The sequence below is a fragment of the Verrucomicrobiales bacterium genome (genome assembly GCA_016793885.1).
In the GTDB taxonomy this organism is placed as follows: Bacteria; Verrucomicrobiota; Verrucomicrobiia; order Limisphaerales; family UBA11320; genus UBA11320.
The window spans coordinates 1-17,218 of sequence record JAEUHE010000169.1 but is presented as its reverse complement, the minus strand read 5'-3'; the positions used below and the strand labels follow the sequence as shown (position 1 = coordinate 17,218).

The window sequence follows — 17,218 nt, the reverse complement described above, 5'->3', positions numbered from 1 at the left end:
GCCGTCAAACGCAGACCTAAGCCTTATCCGCTCCTGATGAAACATCGGAGAACGTTTCGCGAAATTTCCCATCGAAACCGATACTACAAAAACAGCGTCTTCGGTCCCAAATACCGCATTTCTTCGAAGCGCTAACTAACTGCCATTCCGGTCAGATCTAATTATTTGACAATTGATTAAGCCCCGTCTTCATACACCTCCTCCTCGTCGCTCCCCTGGAACAGATGTCCGGATCTCTGGTATCCCGTTAGATGGCCCCGCCGTTCGCTGGGCCGAGCCGTGAGGTGATCCAATCCTCCACTCACTTCGATTCGCATAGGTCGAGCCCTGCCCTCTATCTCCAATCAGAGCGCTTCAATTGTAAGCTACTTAGGTCTGCTGCTATCGTAGTAAGCCAAGCATTCGGAGCATGCCGTCAGTCGTTTACCCAAGATCATCGGCCTTCTCCTAAACAGAGACCGCGCACAGTCGACGCTGAGCTTCTGGCACAGCTTCCTGGGATCTGGCACACAAGGAATGGCAGCGGGCAATCCAAACCATCCACGTTGTGAGTGCGATTGGGCCAAAAGCCACCGATGCTATGCGTCTACGGGCCCAGCGCGATGAAACGATAGAATGTATTCGTCTCCGGAGGCATCGTGTCGGTGAATCGCCCATCGCCTAGGAAGTCCGTTTCGAGGTTACCAACCTGCAACCACGGACCATCGACCGTTCCCCCTCGGTCAACCCGGTACGACGCCATTGGTGAGAGCAGAATCTCAACGGATGTCGATAGGGGCGTCCGCTTAACCCGCGGCAAGTCTTTCACACTAGTTGCCCTCCACTCACCCGGCCGTGATGTGGTTCCTGACGTTACAGTGAAAACTACCCCCAAGCTATGATGCCAGCCCATGACAGATTGGCGTCGAAAATCAAATAAGCGGCATAGCCCCAATTCCAGGAGATGCTGTCGCTCGGTTGGGTCACTGATCACCACCACGTTGCCTCGAGGATCTTGAATTGCCGAAGGCTCCGGGGGGCCCGTGAAAAACTCACTCCGAGCTCGCTCGAGCAGGTTCGTCCATATCGGGACGTGTCGTTTGTCGTACTTGATGGTGGTGAAGACGTACGCTGGTTTGGACAAGAGCGCCTGATAATGACTCGCATAAAGATTTCCCTCGTCATCGAGGAAGAGACTGGAAGGGGGCGCGTCCAAGAAATTAGTAGAAGCGATTACGCCTGCGGAATCAAAGTGGAGCAGAGCGCCGGTTACCTGGAAGGGTTGCGGATTTGGGACAGTGACCGGACAGGCGACGTAAGTATCGTTCCGGTTACCCGCAATCAGGATCCCCGCCGTTTTCAAACGGATGGTCTCGCTAAGATTCACCGGAACCCGATTTGTCCAGAGAATCGCCCCGCTAGAATCAAACCGTATCATTTCAAGGCTTTGTAAATCACTGGAATCAACACTCAGGGCCGCCACGTGAATGCCTTCATCATCATCGATGGCAAATCCTAGCGGATAGTGAGTCGAGGACGGGAGGGAGCCAATGTTAGATTCAACGACCGCGGCTTGCCACAGCGACTCGCCTACAAGACTGATTTTCCTGAGAAAGAATCCGGCGCGGTAGCCTTCGGGTACCGACGGCATCGCGGCCAATAGGAGGACACTCCCTGAACGCGCAGACTCGATGCCGACCATGAAATCACGGGCATTCGGCAAGGAATCGCTTCGGTTTGTCCAAAGGGGCTGACCGTCGGACTGATACTTGATGGTGACCCAGTTGTCGCTCGGACCACTCAAATAGCCGCTCACATAGGAACTCCCTTCCTGATCACCAGTAACGACCTGACCTGCTGCACCAGCACTGCTGGGTGGAGTGGATTGTCTTTGCCACAGAATAGCCCCTTCACGCGACAGTTTTGTGACCTCCGCGACGTGTTCCCGGAGGCTGTTATCGAACGACAGAGAGCTATAGAAGTAGCTCCCGTCTGGACCCTGAACCAGTTTTCTAGGGTCCAGCCGAATCTCTCCCTCGGTAGGGTCAGAGCTATCCCGGGGGAACCGACGAGACCAAAGCACCGCACCCTCGCTCGAATACTTCACAATGAAGTAATCGTAATCACTCCTTCCGCGAAATGAAGTGCCAGCAACCACCACATCACCAACTTTATCGACTAGAAGAATTGAAGGTTCGCCAGTGACATGAGATGCCGAGGAAACAGTGTTGGTCCACAGCGGAATTCCTTCGCGGGAGAATTTCATCGTGACGTAGGCAGAGGGAAGCAAGCCATCACTGTTGGCTTCCTTGCTCAGGTTGTGGTTCCCAGCGGCATACACGGCCCCGTCCTCACCTGTGCCGACGACGAAAGCTACTCCTCCGTAGTTGTTAGGATCCGGATAGGTGTTCAACCATGAGAAGGATCGATTCGCGGCGTACTTCACAACCTTGAATGGACCTCCGTAGTACATTGGTTGCTGTCGAGCGTTGGGCCCGCCCCCGCCAGCCACCAACACACCTCCAAAGGGATCCACGGCGATGGCCTTGGGCACAAAATCCTCGAAGTGGCTGCCAGGGAACTCGTAGCCATCCGGCAAACCAGTGGTGGCGTGCGTCCATGGCCAGGCGCCCCCTTCCGGTCTGGACCCCTTATAGTTATAGTACTTGGCCAGGACAGAAGAGTTCCCAATTCGATCCTCGGCCACGCCCACGAGGAACCCACTGTAGTCCATACCACCGGCGGGGTAAGCTGCACGGATGTCGGATTCGGGGTTTAGTTCCAGGACTACGTCCTGCCCTGAAAAAGCCGAGGTAAATAGGTATAAGCTACCGCTCGGACCCAGAATTGCTCCATACATCTGTCGATCGCCCTCACCGGTGGGATAGTCATGTAGATATTCCGAATGGCGGCGGCGGACGAAGATGTCCTTTTCAACTTGGTATCGATCCACTAGCAGCCTCAGGCACCTTGAACCGCTGCAGACTGGATTTGGAGACTCATGCCTTTCCGTTTTGATCTCGACTGTGACGAGTCGACCCTTCGGGTCGATTCCAATTGGTGGTGCTCCTATGCCAGGCTGGTTCCACTGCACGTCGCCCTCAGCGTTAATACCAATGACTCTGGATGCTTTCACGATCAACGTGGAATCGTTGGTTCTCCAAAAGATCTGAGGAGGTCCGGAGAAAGTTTGATAACCCCCATCATAGCCATGGCTCCATTTGATCCCATAGTCACCGGCGAAAACCGTAACAGCACAGAACAAGGCTATGATGAACCAGACAACGGGCTGCAAACTTCTTGGCATCAACTCATGTATAGCAAACTCGCTTAGACAAAACAATGAGCAAAGCCTGCGAAAGAAAACTTTAGCGCTTCCAACGCATTGGGCTAAAAAAGTCATTTTTCTGAGATATGCTGCGTATTCCGGTCGATATCGGACACTGATCTCGATTCAATCCGGATAGCCGTCCGAAATCAAAGCGGACACTGTTCTGATTGATTTCGGACGGTGTTTCGGGAGTTATCCGGACAGTTTTTCGGACCCGTCGGAACGGTTTCCGGATTGGATCGGAAGCGTGTCCGAAATGAATCGGAACAGGTGAGCTGGGGTGATCCGGGGTCATAGTCTCCAGGCACGCCTAATCTGGCCCTGAAAACAGTCCGAAGCGACAGCCTCATACCAGAGAAAGAGACTGCATCTGCGAGCAGCTGACGAGAGCCGCCTTCAGGCATGGAATGTCGGAGCAAACCGACACGGAGAATCCTCGCCGCGAAGGATCCCTCAACGGCGCACCCACCATTTTTCTCCAGATGCCTCGGCCGAGTTTGTGGGAGCCTTACACCGTCACTGAATATCCTCAACAACGCGCACGCCATACGCACAAGATTCACGAATCTCTGAGATGGTGGCAGTCATGTTAACGCAATCGAACGAAGACTCTCTCATGCCGATCGAGCTCAATAAGCATCCATATCCATCCCGTCTACTCACCAAGACTGAGGTGGCTAAACTCATCCGCAAATCCACCCGGACCGTTGAGCATTGGGTCAACGCTGGGTATCTCAGCTCCATCCGCATTTCCCATTCCGTTCTATTCGACTATGATCAAGTCATTGCTGATCTGAAAAAATTCGAGACGGGGTCCCGCAAGTGAGTAAGTGGATAGAAGCAACCAAGCACCAAGGGGTCGCATTTGGGTTCGCTCTAAGAACGGCGTTTTTTGGTGCGCTGCTTAGGAATTACGGCGAACCAAGACTCGGCAGCGGTTTGTTTGGCCATCTCTCGGTAGTGCTTGTGCAAAACTGCGGGGCTATGTCCGAGTTCAGATGCTATTTTACCTGCGTCGGGCACAAGGGCAAACCTGTAACTGGCGTAGCTGTGCCGGAGACCATTGTGTTTCCACTTCACTCCGGCGGTGGTCGCAGCCGCGCACTGAAGCTGGTAGAACTGGTCGTGTGTCCCCTTCCATACTTTTCCGGTTCGAGCCTTTTTTCCCAACAACCATAGGGAAAGAGACTTTCCAATCGGAATAGTTCTGCGGCTTGCCGTCTTAGCCACTCCGCGAGAGATCACAATTGTATCAGTCTTCAGATCTATGTCCGACCACTCAATCCTTTCAACTTCGTTCGAACGCAATCCAGCCAATCCCTGGAGCGCAAGGCAGGGACGATAGTTCGGCTCCGCCGCGGCTAGCAGCTTAGCGAACTCATCAGGAGTAAATATTTCGATATCGCTAGGTCGGACTCGAATAGATTCGGTATCCACCACCGGATTGAACCCTCGATGAACGTAGCCGCGAGTGGAGCAAAACTTAAAAAACAGGTGAAGGACGGTGCGGTAATTCTTCAGCGATTGAGGGGAAAGTTTGAGTTCTTCCAACCAGCACTGGATCAAGGGTGTGGTTAGCGTGGAGACATTCGTCTGGAATGAGGTTGCGAAGCGGGAGAGGCGGGATTGGAGATCCTGTAAGTAGCGTTCACTCGCCTTCAGTGCCCTTTTGTTTTGGATGAGCTCAGCGACAGCAGCCGTCACGGTCTTTTCCGGAAGTGCGGAAGGATTTCGTTGCACAAAGAAATGCGCAGCCTCAATCAAACGCTGTCGATTTCCGCCGAGCAGCGTTAACGCCTCCACGTAATCTGACACGGCGACTTCGAGGGGGACATTTATTGGCCGAATCATTTCGGTTAGCCGGGAGAACACCGCACGCTCCTCTGCTCCGAATCCCGCTGCGTAAGTCTCTCCTTGAGACATGAGCGTTGCCACTCGTTCGGCGGCGACCTTCGCATCCGACAAGGAGCCGAAGGAGACCAGCTTTCTAGACCCGCTGGTATAATCTGCGACCTGAAAGAATTGGACGCCTTTTTGAATACCAGACTTCCGAGTGACCGAGTAGATCCGCACCTGGACGCTCCCTCTCCGAATGACACAGGGTGCGGCGCTGTTGCTTTTGGTTTTCACCGCCCCACTGTCTGATAACTGTCTGATAACCTCAAGGAAAGATTCGTTTTAGGGGAAGAAATCGGAGGTATAAGCCCTTGATTATGAACTGGAGCCAAAGAAGGGGATTGAACCCTTGACCTACGGTTTACGAAACCGTTGCTCTACCACTGAGCTACTTTGGCGCTCACTACGAGTGTGATCGACAGGAGTCGATGTCGCTCAAGGCCCATTTTCATTTCTATTCCCGTCAGGGCAAGCTTATTTCGAGAGCTTATTTCCGACCTGAATCCGCCGCCTACTCTGCTGCCACTAACCAGTCCCCAACCGGAGGGGATCCCCCGAGACGGGCGACGCTATATAGGCAGGAGAAGTCGCCGCAGCCTAAATCCGACGGCCTCTCCAAAAACTCATTCCGGAACCCTTTGAATATCAAGAGATCTCTGTCTTCCCGCACGCAGTGCCTTCTAGCAGCAAACACCGCCGGCGCGATCCCACAGCTTCCGCTCCTCACAACAACCGTGCTTTCGCGCCGGCGGTGGTTGCTGCTAGCGGGAGAGGGTTTGACCTGCTCGGTGCTGGCCTGCTACGCTCTGAATCGCGCGCATGAATAAGAATAATCGCCTCAAATATAAACGCATCCTCCTCAAACTCAGCGGTGAAGCCCTCGGCGGAACCGCCGGCGTGGGCATCGATGCCAAAGCCGTCGGAGAAATGGCCAATCAAGTCATGGAGGTGCGCCAACTCGGAATTGAGGTCGTGGTCGTCATCGGAGGCGGCAATATCTTTCGCGGTCTCCAGGGCAGCGAGCGGGGCATCGAGCGGGCCACGGGAGACTATATGGGCATGCTCGCCACGGTGATCAACTCGCTCGCGCTCCAGGATCGCCTGGAGAAGCTCGGGGTCGAGACGCGGGTTCAGAGTGCCATCACCATGTCCCAGGTCGCGGAACCCTTCATCCGCCGCCGCGCGATGCGCCACCTGGAAAAGGGCCGCGTGGTGATCTTCGGCGGGGGTACCGGCAATCCCTATTTCTCCACCGACACGGCGGCCGCCTTGCGTGCCAATGAAATCGGCGCCGATGTCATCCTCAAGGCCACCAAGGTGGACGGCATCTACGACAGCGATCCCAAGAAGAATCCCAAAGCCAAGCGCTACAGCCAAATCACCTACCAGGAGGCCCTGATGCAGCAGCTCAAGGTGATGGATTCGACCGCCTTTTCGCTCTGCATGGACAACCGCATGCCCATCATCGTGTTCGATGTCTTTAAGCCCCACAACCTGCGCAAGGTCGTGCTCGGCGAGAAGGTTGGCACCCTCGTCACTCACGCGGAGTAGTTTCCAGCTGAAGACGCGCTGAATGGGGCCTCCGCCCACGCCGAAACGACAATAGGTCGGACGAACCCACTCACCGACCGGGATAGGCCAGGGCCATGCCAGAATTACCCGAAGTGGAAGTCTTGGTCCGTCACTTGCGCGATCGGCTGATCGGAAAGCAGATCACTGAGCTCGATGTGTGCCGCCCGCGAAGCATCCGACCGACCGATCCCCGGACCTTCCGAAAGGCCCTGACGGGCGCGACATTCGAAAGCGTGGAACGACGTGGAAAGTTCCTGCTCTTCGGGCTGAAACCGGCTAAACCCGCTCAACACGCCATCTCCCTGGTCGGCCACTTGGGAATGACGGGCCGTATGTCGGTCGTGGGTGCCGATGTTCCCCTGCCCCGTCATGTCCCGGTTCGCCTGTTCTTGGGTAAGGAGCAGCTTATCTTCGAGGACACCCGCTACTTCGGTCGATTGACCCTGGATACCAGCCCATTGGCTGACCTGGGACCCGAACCGCTGGACGCGGAGTTCACGAGTTCCTACCTCCAGAAGGCGCTTCAACGAAGCTCTCAGCCGATCAAGGTCAAGCTATTGGACCAAAGCTTAGTGGCCGGCATCGGTAACATCTACGCCAGCGAGGCGCTGTTTCGTTCCCGAATTTCTCCCCGAACGCCAGCCAACCGCCTCAATCATCAACAGCTCCAGCGGCTGACCGAAGCCATTCGCGGCGTTTTGGAGGAGGCCATCCGCTTCGGATCGACACTGCCCTTGGATTTCTCGGGCGAAGGGAAGAAGGATGGGCTCTTCTACTACGGATCGAGCCCGGATAGCGCGAAGAACTACGAGGAACGCCTGCAAGTCTATGATCGAGAGGGCCAGCCTTGCTACCGCTGTGGAACACCGATCCGCCGGATGGTTCAGGCCGCCCGCAGCACCTTCTACTGCCCGGGTTGTCAGCCCACAAGGTGAGTCTCCAGTTCCCAGGCGAGTCATCGGGGAAATCGGCGGTTCCAACTGCGGGTGTCATTGTTTTCGGGTGAGACCATGACGGATCCAATTTGCCCTGTGGCCCGCGTCCTCTTGTATGGAGTTCCTGCTTCAGCAGGTTTGGCGTCCCTTCCCACTCCGGTGCCGCATCCGCCTTCAGCCCAATCCATGCAGTAGGGCGGCATGGATTGGGCTGAAGGCGGAACTCCATACGGGGGACTGCCCTTTCGGCGCATTACACGTGAGTGGGGGCCGTATGCGTGCGCGGCGAGGTGGGATCATGTTAAGTGAGAATCGCTGTTGCCCTACCTGGTCAGCTAGGCTAAAGACCTGACATGCGCTTTATTGGCAATATCTACGAGAAACTCCAAAGGCACCCCAAACGGGTGGTCTTTCCCGAAGGTATGGAGCCTCGGGTGCTCCAGGCAGCGCGCCAATTTCACTCCCTTCGCCTCGGTGTGCCAATCCTTCTGGGCAATCGTACGGAGATCAAGGCCAGCGCCGCTCAGCTGAATGTCTCCCTGGAGGGTATCCGGATCATCAACCCGGCCGAAAGCGAGGATCTTCCGCTGTTCACCCAGCGCTTCGAAGCGTTGCGGCGCAGCAAAGGCATCCAACAGCAGGAAGCCCGGCAGGCGATGATCCATCCCAACTACTACGGAGCCATGATGGTCGCCATGCACCAGGCAGATGGCGTGGTCAGCGGCGCCAGTGAAATCACCGGAAGCACCCTTCGCCCCTTCTTCCAAATCATCAAAGTGGCCCCGACCGCCTCAACCGCCTCCAGCTGCATGGTGATGGAGGTCGACGACAGCCGCTTCGGCGACGACGGTGTACTGTTCCTGGCTGATTGCGGTGTCATCCCCGAACCTACCGTCGATCAACTTGCCGACATCGCGGTGTCGACCGCTGGACTGGCCCGCCAACTCACGGGAAAACGTCCCCGAGTCGCGCTCTTATCCTACTCCACGAAAGGCAGCGCAACGCATCCCACCATCGGCCGGGTGCAAGCCGCAACAGCACTCGCCATCCAGCGGGCGCAGGAGCATCGCTTGGAAGCAGATTTCGATGGGGAACTCCAGGTGGATGCCGCCCTGATACCCCATATCGCCGCACGCAAAACCCCCGACAGCAAGGTCGCTGGGCGCGCGAATGTCCTCATCTTCCCCGACCTGAACTCCGGCAACATCGCGAGCAAGCTGGTGCAACACGTCGCCCGCGCGAATGCCTACGGGCAGATTCTCCTGGGTCTCGACCGCCCGGCCGCCGATGTCTCTCGCGGATCCAACGCGCACGACATCCTCGGGGTGGCCGCCATCGTGGGGCTGCAATCGATCGCCTACCAGGAGCTCCACCCCGAACAGACCCAAAAATAACCAAACCCCCTCGCCTCCCGTGAACACCGACACGCCCAGGGTTTTCATCGCCGCCACCCGCCAGAACGACGGCAAGACCACCACTTCCCTCGGCTTGCTCGCCGCTCTTCAAGCTCATCACCCACGCATTGGTTACATCAAGCCCGTGGGACAGCGCTTCGTGGAGATCGAGGAGCACAAGATCGATGAAGACACGGTGCTGATGGACTCGGTGTACCAGCTCAACTGCCCGCTGGTGGACATGAGCCCCATCGCCGTCGAACCCGACTTTACCCGCAAGTATCTGCAAGCCTCCAACAACGAGATGTTGGTGAAACGGATCCAGCGGGCCTTTGACCGGGTAGCGTGGGAGAAAGACTTCGTGCTCTGCGAAGGCTCCGGCCATGCCGGTGTCGGAGCGGTGTTCGATCTCTCCAACGCACAAGTAGCCAAGACGCTCGGAGCCAAGGTGATCATCGTCAGCCGTGGTGGAATCGGAAAGCCCATCGATGAGGTTGCCCTCAATCAAGCGCTGTTCGAGAAAGAGGGCGTCGAGATCATCGGAGTCATCCTGAACAAGGTGATTCCTGAGAAGCTGGATTTCGTCTCGGACTTCGCCCGCAAAGGACTCAAACGCAAGGGCCTCGAATTGCTCGGCGTGATTCCGCATCATCCGATGCTGTCGAGCCCCAACATGGCGTCCATTCAGGAGGAACTGAATGCGAAGCTCCTTTGCGACGCCGAATCCCGGCTCCATATCGTCCGCGATGTGGTGGTAGGAGCCATGGGTGTTCAGAACGCGCAGCGCTTCTTCAAACCGGGGATCTGCCTGATCACGCCGGGAGATCGGGAAGATCTCTTGCTGGCCGCCGCGACCACCCCCCCTGATAGCACCGGCGAGAGCCTCGCGGGCATCGTGCTGACCGGCGGGCTCCGTCCCAGCGCCTCCGTGATGGACGTGATGAAGAAGATGTCCTTCCCCGTGCTCCTCGCCAAAGAGGACAGCTACGAAGTGGCTTCGAAGGTTCATGACATGCTCGTCAAGACGCGTCCGGATGACACCGCGAAGATCGAGCTGATCCGAGGCCTCATCGGCAAGCACGTCGATGTGAAGCGCATCCTCTCCAAACTTTGATCCGTCAAGAAACCCTATCGCACGCCGCTCCTGACCTTATCGTATGGCTATGTCACTGGAACTGAATCCTAATCTTAAAAAGCTTCCGGTCTACCAGCCCGGGCGCCCGATCGAAGAAGTGGCCCGCGAGCTAGGACTCCCGGCTCAGGACATTATCAAGCTCGCCTCCAACGAAAACCCTAACGGCCCCTCCCCCGCTGCGGTAACCGCTATGGAACGGGTGATCCGAAATCTCCACCTGTATCCGGATGGCAATGCATTTTACCTGAAACAGAAGCTCGCCCAGAAGTTGGGAGTCACGCCCGAGAACTTGGTGCTCGGCAACGGTTCGAACGAGATCATTGAGTTCGTCGGCCATGCCTTGATGGGCCCGGGGGTCGATGTGGTGGTCTCTCAATACTGTTTCGCGGTCTACCCGATCATTACGCATCTGTTCGGCTCCCGCCTGATCACGGTGCCTGCCAACGGACTCGGACACGATCTTCCGGGCCTGCTTCAAGCCATCACGCCAACAACCAAGGTGGTGTTCGTGGCCAATCCCAACAACCCCACTGGCACCTTACTCTCGCCCCAGGACATCCTGGACTTTGTGCAAAAGGTTCCCTCGCATGTTCTCATCGCGATGGATGAGGCCTATCTCGAATTCCTGCCCCAGCCCTGCGACCTCCTCCCGATGATCCGGCAACGCTCCAAGCCAAACCTGCTCCTGATGCGCACCTTCTCCAAGATCTACGGACTGGCGGGACTGCGTCTGGGTTACGGAATCGGAGATCCCGAGTTGATCGCCAGCCTGGAGAAGGTCCGGCAACCGTTCAACATCAATGCCCTTGTTCAAGCCGGGGCGATCGCCGCGCTGGATGACACAGATCACTTAAACAAAACTCGCGACAACAATCTGCAGGGCCTGCGTTTTTTCGAAACCGAGCTGAAAGCGCTCGGGCTCGAGTTCCAGCCGTCGGCCGCAAATTTCATCTTGGTCAAGGTCGGCCAGGGTCAGCGGGTGTTTGAACTCATGCAGCAACAGGGGGTCATCGCCCGACCGATGGGTGGCTATCAGCTCCCGGACTACATCCGGATCTCGATCGGCACAGCAGCCGAGAACCAGCGTGGTCTCGCAGCCCTCAAGCAGGCGGTGGCTCAGCTCGCCCCGAAATGAGCGCCCCCAATGGTTCCAGGCCTTTGTGCATCAGGGTGACACGCTAACCAGGTGATCCTGCATCGAACCATCGCCCTGATCGAGCAAGGCATTCAGGAAGGCCTGCATCTGGGCGCGCAGCTGTTTGTCGCGCGAGGAGGAAGGGAGGTCGCGGACCTGGCGATCGGCGAGTGTCGTCCAGGTGTCCCCATGCGGACCGACACCAGTCAGTTCTGGTTTTCCTGCACCAAACCCGTCACCGCAGTCGCCGTGTGCCAGCAGCTCGAACGCGGCCGGCTCCATCTTCACGATCCGGTCGCCCGCTTCATCCCCGAGTTCGCGCAGGCAGGAAAAGAAAACATCACCCTCGCTCACTTACTCACTCACACCGCCGGCTTCCGCGGCGCCAATCAGATCGATCTCTCGCTACCGTGGGACGAAGTGATCGAGTTTATCTGTGCCGCACCCGCTGAATCCGGATGGATCCCGGGCCAGCGGGCAGGATACCACCACAGCGCCAGTTGGTACGTGCTTGGAGAGATCGTCCGCCGCCTGGACGGCCGTCCCTTCTCCGACTATGTGCGCGAAGAAATTTTCCTGCCTCTGGGGATGAGCTCCAGCTGGCTCGGCATGACGAGCGCCGCATTTCAGGAACTGGGAGATCGCCGGGGTGATTTCTTCGAGATGCGTCCAGGCGATGCCAAACGAACGCCCGTCGCGACGACGGAACACGATTCAACCGCCTGCCGACCCGGAGGAAACGCGCGCGGCCCCGTGCGCGAGCTTGGACAGTTTGTGGAGATGCTCCGGTGCGGCGGCGAGGCGAATGGGCACCGGATTCTTCGTCGCGAGACAGTGGATTTGATGCGCTACCGCCATCGCCAAGGTCTCTACGATGAGACCTTCCTTCAACACATCGATTGGGGACTAGGACTGCTGCTCAATACCCAGCATCCAGGCCAGCCCATTTTGTCCTACGGCTTTGGCCAGCACGCGTCGCTGGATTCGTTTGGGCACGGCGGCATGCAGACCTCCATCTCATTTGTCGACCCCGATCAGGACCTGTCGGTGGCCTGGGTGTGCAACGGGATGTGTGGCGAGCGACTTCATCGCCAGCGCAACCACGCGATCAACACGGCGATCTATGAAGATCTCGGGCTCGCTGTCCGTGGGACTTAGCCCACTCCGACCTCGAGTCGGAGTGGGCTAAGTCCCACGGACAGCGAGATGTTTTCCTGCGGAAACGACGAATACTCACCTTAAGGCAGGAGAAGTCTTTCGCCGTCGATCACCGTTCCTTGCTTCTTGCCAAGGCTCCTTCAACCATTCCGCGCGGTCCGGGGCTGCGTAGGGAGTTCCTGCTTCAGCAGGTCCCCGCTTTTCCTACACGGCAAAGGACTGGACGCCGAATATGGAGCCCCTCGGTCTCCCCCATCGCGTCCTTTGCGCCCATAGCGGTTCAATTCTTCCCGCCCATCGGCTGTGCGCCAGATCCGGCTCACTTCAGCCAGGCCGGTGTGCGCTCTAGTTTCCAGATCTCTTCGAGCGGCTGACGCTCACGAACGAGCGCGGATTTGCTTCCCGAAACGAGCACCTCAGCCGCGAGGCCACGGGAATTATAATTGGATCCCATGACGGAACCGTAGGCGCCTGCGCTCAGCAGGGCCAGCAGATCCCCTTCCCCGACCTTGGGCAAAAGGCGGTCCTTGGCGAAGTAGTCACCCGACTCGCAGATGGGGCCAACGACGTCGCTGGAGATCGTGGCTCCCTTCTTGGCTCGAACCGGTACGATCTGATGATACGAGTCATAGAAAGCCGGCCGGATCAGGTCATTCATGGCCGCATCGACAATGACGAAGTTTTTCCGTCCGGTGCGTTTCACATACTCTACCCGGGCCACCAAGATGCCGGCGTTACCGACGATGAAGCGGCCTGGTTCGAGCAGAACCTTGAGCCCCATGGGCTGGAGTATGGGGATCAGCGTTTTGGCATAGCTGGCCGGAGTGAGAATCTTGCGGGCCGGGCCGGTCTTCCACCACTGGGCCTGACCGCTCTCGAGCGCCGGCTGATAAACAATTCCAATGCCGCCCCCGATGCTGAAAAACTCAAAGGCATACTTGGCAGCCAGCTTGGCCACCATCGGCGCCACCTTGCGAACGGCACTTTCGAACGGGGCAACCTCGGTCAACTGAGACCCGATATGCATCTGAATGCCACGGAGCCGGAGGTTCCTCAGCTTGCTGGCCCGGGCGTAGACTCCTTCCACCTGCTCAAATGCGATCCCGAATTTATTTTCATAAGTCCCAGTCGTGATTTTCGCGTGAGTATGAGCGTCAATGTTGGGGTTCACTCGCACCGCCACGGGGGCCTTGACCCCAATGCGTTTGGCAACTCGGTTAATCCGCTCCAGCTCAGGCTCGCTCTCCACATTGAAGGAATAAATCCCCTGGCGAATGGCGAAGGCGATCTCAGTCTCCGTCTTGCCCACCCCGGCAAACACGCACTTCGCCGGGTTTCCACCGGCAGCAATCACCCGACGCAGCTCCCCTTCACTCACCACATCGAAGCCGCTGCCTTCGCGGGCGAGAGTCCGCATCACCGCCTGATTGGAGTTCGCCTTCATGGCGTAGCAAATCAGGTGGTCTAAGGGCTCCAGAGCCTGGTCGAGCCGCTGGAAATGATCCTTGAGAGTGCTCTGCGAATAGACATACAGGGGCGAACCGAACTTCTTGACCAGAGATTCGATGGAGACGTTCTCGCAGAACAGCTGGGATCCGGAGTAATGGAAATGGTGCATGGTGTAGATAAACTCCCAGGCCCCCTGATCTACCGATCCGAGGCCTGGGAGAGATTGGATGCGTGGACTTTATCGGGACGCGCAATCAGGGCTCTGACAGAATCCGTGCTCGTTCCCGATGATACTCTTCGGCGGAAATGGGCGAGTCCGAACGGGTGTAGGACTTCAGCAGAGCCGCCAGCTTCTCGGCCTTGGTAGTCGGGGCGGCCACAACAGCAGGAGTGGCGGCTGCTGAGGCGGGAGCTGCAGGCGCTGGCTTCACCGTCGCCTTCTTCGCCTGGGATTCCGCGGCACGTTCCGCTTCGGTACGGGTGTGAAGCTTGGCTTTGGCCTCTTCCAACTTAGCATTGGCACGCGCCTTGTCGGCATCCGCCTTGGCACGTTCAGCCTGCGCTTTGGCTTCCGACTTGGCTTGAACCTCCTGGGCTTGTTTGGAGCGCCGCTCGGCCTCCGCTCGGTCGGCTTGAATCTTGGCCTGAGCCGCTTTCGCCTTCTTCTCGGCCTCCACGCGTTCGCCTTCCTGACGGATCAGCTCACGCGCTGCCAACCGCGACTGCTCTTCCTGACGCTTCAGCTCCGCTTCCGCCGAGGGAGCAGGAGCAGGAGCTGCAGCTGCAGCTGCAGCCGGGGCCGGAGCAGGAGCGGGCGCTGCGGTCACTGGAGCTGCCTTGGTCGCTTTCGCCTTCTTGCTTGGATTCGCGGCGGCCTCCTGCTGTTCCAACTCAGCCAAAGTCTGACGCAACAGCTCGCGAGCCTTGCGTTCCTGCTCCAGGGAAAGAACGGGGAGCGAGGGCGCGGGGCTGGCGACCTGGACACGACCAGCGCCACCTGAGGCGTTCTGGGCAAACTGTTTGGAATCCAGCTCAGACTGCACCTTCTCAACCCGAGCTTTTCGATCCGCTTCCACCGCCTCAGCGGCGGGAGCCGGGGCTGGAGGAGTGGAGGCCGAGGCCAAGGCGGCTGCGGGTGGGGGCGTTTGGCTGGAAAAAGCAATACCTTCACGGCGCTGGCGCTGCTGGGCTTTCTGTTGTTCAGCGGCCTCGCGTTCGGCTGCCAACCGGGCGCGATCGGCGGCGAGCTTTTCACGCAAGGACTGGCTCCGCTGCTTCTCCGTGGCTTCCGAAGTCGGTGGCGTTTCACGCGACACCACCACGGGCGCCGGTGCGGGGGAACCGGTGGCAGCGGGAGGCACCGGAGAAACCTCTTGAGGCTTGTTCGCGACGGCTACTGCCGCCGGGGCTTGGCCAGCCCGCTCGGCACGACGCCGTTCCACTTCGCGTTCGATCTGCGCCAATCGCTCCTGGCGGGCAACTTCTTCCGCGCTGGGAGGAGGAGGGCTCAGCTTCACCGGGCGGCTGGTGGCATAACGCACCTTGGGTCCCGGGGCCGTGGTTTGCTTCGCGGCTAAGGATTTGGCCTGATTCTGTAGCTGCTGGGCGGACTTGGCGCTGGCTTCGGCAGCGCTGGCAGCTGGCTGGCCAGCGGCGTTCGCCTGACGCTCCAATTCCAGCCTCGCCCGCGCAGCTGGATCCTGGGCACCCGTCGGGGCGTCAGCAGCCATGGAAGACCGTCCCGGAACCAGCCCCACCCAGATCAGACAGCAAATGAGAAAGCGTCGGATTTTTTGCATGAAAAGATTTTAGCGGATCCAGTGGGCCAGGTGCAACTGGATAAACGAAAGGTGTGGTTAGCCCTTCGCCCAACCATATAGGCGCTGCCAGTCTTGGAGCCCCCAGCACGCCAGGAAGGCCCGGCCGGCAGCGCCTCGTAGCCACGGACGTGTCACTTTGACCGGCGCAGCGACGGACAACGGGCTCGATTGCCTCAGCAAACCCAAGGTCCGTACCCCGATCAGAATCGGCAACGCACAGCCCAGCCGCAAGCGACGGGCATTCCCAGGGATCCCCAGCGTATAGGCCCACCCGGAATCGAGGAATGCCTGGCTTCGATCGAGATACCGCTCGTAAATCGGACGCAACCGAGGCCCATTCCTGGTTTCAAGGAGATCGCTCGGGCGCAGGCCGACCGCCGCCAGCTCCTCCGACGGCAGATAGCATCGTCCCTGACGCAGATCCCGAGGCAAATCGCGAAGGATGTTGACCAGCTGCAGTCCTTTTCCGAACTCGACGCCCCTCCGGAGTTGCGCCGCCTCATCCCAGGCCCCTTCACCAAACAGATGCGCCGAGCACATCTCCGTCCAGAAGCGTCCCACGCACCCCGCGACTCGAAAGGTGTAGTCGTCCAGCTCCTCGGCCGATCGGAGGGCCACAATAGAGTCCGCCGTCGCCCCCCCAAACCGCTGCAGATCCAACTCCTGCCCCCCGGTGATGACATCGATCACCGAAGTGATCCGTGCTTGGTCGGGACCCGAGAATCCGCGCAGAACTGCCACCGCCTCCTCGATCCTGGCCAGCAACCGCTGCTCCCCTGGCGATGCCGTGCGCGAGCTAGCCGATACAAAGGAAGTGAGATCGAGCGGGCGAGCGGCCGGATCCAGGATGCGGCGCCGCATCGCCCCCAACGCGTCAAGGCGTTGGGATACCGAGATGAGGTCCGTGTCCGCGACGGTATCGGTCGCACGAGCCAAGAGGTAGGCCAACCCGATCTGAGGGCGGACCGGTGCCGGCAGCAGCCGCAGCGTCAGATAGAAGCTCCGCGAGGTATCACGCAGCAACAGAACCAGCGATGGAGGAATCTCAGCCATCATCGCCGATCGTTACCCTTTCGGGAGCCGCACTGAAAATCAACCCGCATGTCAGGCCCTAAGCCTGCTTGGAGACCGCCAGGCTGGAAAGGGGAAACTGAGTCGACGATTTGTAGCGTCGTCCGTCCCTGGACGATTCCCCTGCCCCGGAGCGCAGCGGGCAGTCCCTTCATCCTTTCCCTTTTTCCACATCCCATGGGCCGAGACGGCCCACACTACAATTGATAGGGGTAGGAATGCGGGATTGACCGCACCCCTCCCTCCAAACCGGACTGGCGGATTTCCCGCATCCGGCTTACCAGTCAGTAGGGTCCACAGTGGGGCTGAAGCCTATTGAGTCGGGTATCCTGCCAAACTGAAT

At 58.5% G+C, this 17,218-nt stretch carries 12 protein-coding genes and 1 tRNA gene; 7 read left to right on the top strand and 6 right to left on the bottom strand.

Annotated elements, in window-relative coordinates:
- Positions 1–586 precede the first annotated feature (586 nt).
- A complete protein-coding gene (locus JNN07_19345) occupies positions 587–2,932 on the bottom strand; it encodes a hypothetical protein (GenBank protein ID MBL9169900.1) in 2,346 nt (781 codons plus the stop codon).
- A gap of 994 nt (positions 2,933–3,926) precedes the next feature.
- Between JNN07_19345 and JNN07_19340 the strand changes: the two genes are divergently transcribed.
- On the top strand, positions 3,927–4,136 hold the full coding sequence (locus JNN07_19340; protein ID MBL9169899.1) for a helix-turn-helix domain-containing protein: 210 nt from the start codon (positions 3,927–3,929) through the stop codon (positions 4,134–4,136).
- 50 nt (positions 4,137–4,186) lie between these two features.
- On the opposite strand, the gene JNN07_19335 is transcribed toward JNN07_19340, so the two are convergent.
- Positions 4,187–5,440 carry a tyrosine-type recombinase/integrase gene (locus JNN07_19335; GenBank protein MBL9169898.1) on the bottom strand — a complete coding sequence of 418 codons (1,254 nt, stop codon included), beginning with the start codon at positions 5,438–5,440 and terminating at the stop codon, positions 4,187–4,189.
- An 89-nt stretch (positions 5,441–5,529) separates the two neighbouring features.
- Positions 5,530–5,604 (bottom strand) — tRNA-Thr (locus JNN07_19330).
- Positions 5,605–6,025: 421 nt separating this feature from the next.
- On the opposite strand from JNN07_19330, the gene JNN07_19325 reads away from it, so the two are divergent.
- The 6 genes from JNN07_19325 to JNN07_19300 all read left to right on the top strand — a co-directional run bounded on the left by JNN07_19325 (position 6,026) and on the right by JNN07_19300 (position 12,535).
- Positions 6,026–6,757 carry a UMP kinase gene (locus tag JNN07_19325; protein ID MBL9169897.1) on the top strand — a complete coding sequence of 244 codons (732 nt, stop codon included), beginning with the start codon at positions 6,026–6,028 and terminating at the stop codon, positions 6,755–6,757.
- A 95-nt stretch (positions 6,758–6,852) separates the two neighbouring features.
- Positions 6,853–7,713: a bifunctional DNA-formamidopyrimidine glycosylase/DNA-(apurinic or apyrimidinic site) lyase gene (gene mutM / locus JNN07_19320; protein ID MBL9169896.1), complete on the top strand. Its 861-nt coding sequence runs from the start codon at positions 6,853–6,855 to the stop codon at positions 7,711–7,713.
- A 353-nt stretch (positions 7,714–8,066) separates the two neighbouring features.
- Entirely contained in the window at positions 8,067–9,107 is a 1,041-nt protein-coding gene (locus JNN07_19315) for a phosphotransacetylase (protein ID MBL9169895.1), read from the top strand.
- A gap of 19 nt (positions 9,108–9,126) precedes the next feature.
- Positions 9,127–10,221, top strand: a complete 1,095-nt coding sequence (locus JNN07_19310) for an AAA family ATPase (GenBank protein MBL9169894.1) — start codon at positions 9,127–9,129, stop codon at positions 10,219–10,221.
- A gap of 49 nt (positions 10,222–10,270) precedes the next feature.
- The gene (locus JNN07_19305) at positions 10,271–11,377 is read left to right on the top strand and encodes a histidinol-phosphate transaminase (protein MBL9169893.1); all 1,107 of its coding nucleotides are present in this window, start codon (positions 10,271–10,273) and stop codon (positions 11,375–11,377) included.
- A 51-nt stretch (positions 11,378–11,428) separates the two neighbouring features.
- Positions 11,429–12,535 carry a beta-lactamase family protein gene (locus JNN07_19300; GenBank protein MBL9169892.1) on the top strand — a complete coding sequence of 369 codons (1,107 nt, stop codon included), beginning with the start codon at positions 11,429–11,431 and terminating at the stop codon, positions 12,533–12,535.
- Positions 12,536–12,854: 319 nt separating this feature from the next.
- Here the strand turns inward: JNN07_19300 and lysA are convergent, their stop codons facing one another.
- From lysA to JNN07_19285, 3 genes are all read right to left on the bottom strand, one after another.
- On the bottom strand, positions 12,855–14,153 hold the full coding sequence (gene lysA, locus JNN07_19295) for a diaminopimelate decarboxylase (protein MBL9169891.1): 1,299 nt from the start codon (positions 14,151–14,153) through the stop codon (positions 12,855–12,857).
- 85 nt (positions 14,154–14,238) lie between these two features.
- Positions 14,239–15,783: a hypothetical protein gene (locus JNN07_19290; protein ID MBL9169890.1), complete on the bottom strand. Its 1,545-nt coding sequence runs from the start codon at positions 15,781–15,783 to the stop codon at positions 14,239–14,241.
- 57 nt (positions 15,784–15,840) lie between these two features.
- Positions 15,841–16,860, bottom strand: coding sequence for a squalene/phytoene synthase family protein (locus JNN07_19285; protein ID MBL9169889.1), 1,020 nt, complete (start codon positions 16,858–16,860; stop codon positions 15,841–15,843).
- Positions 16,861–17,218: the final 358 nt, after the last annotated feature.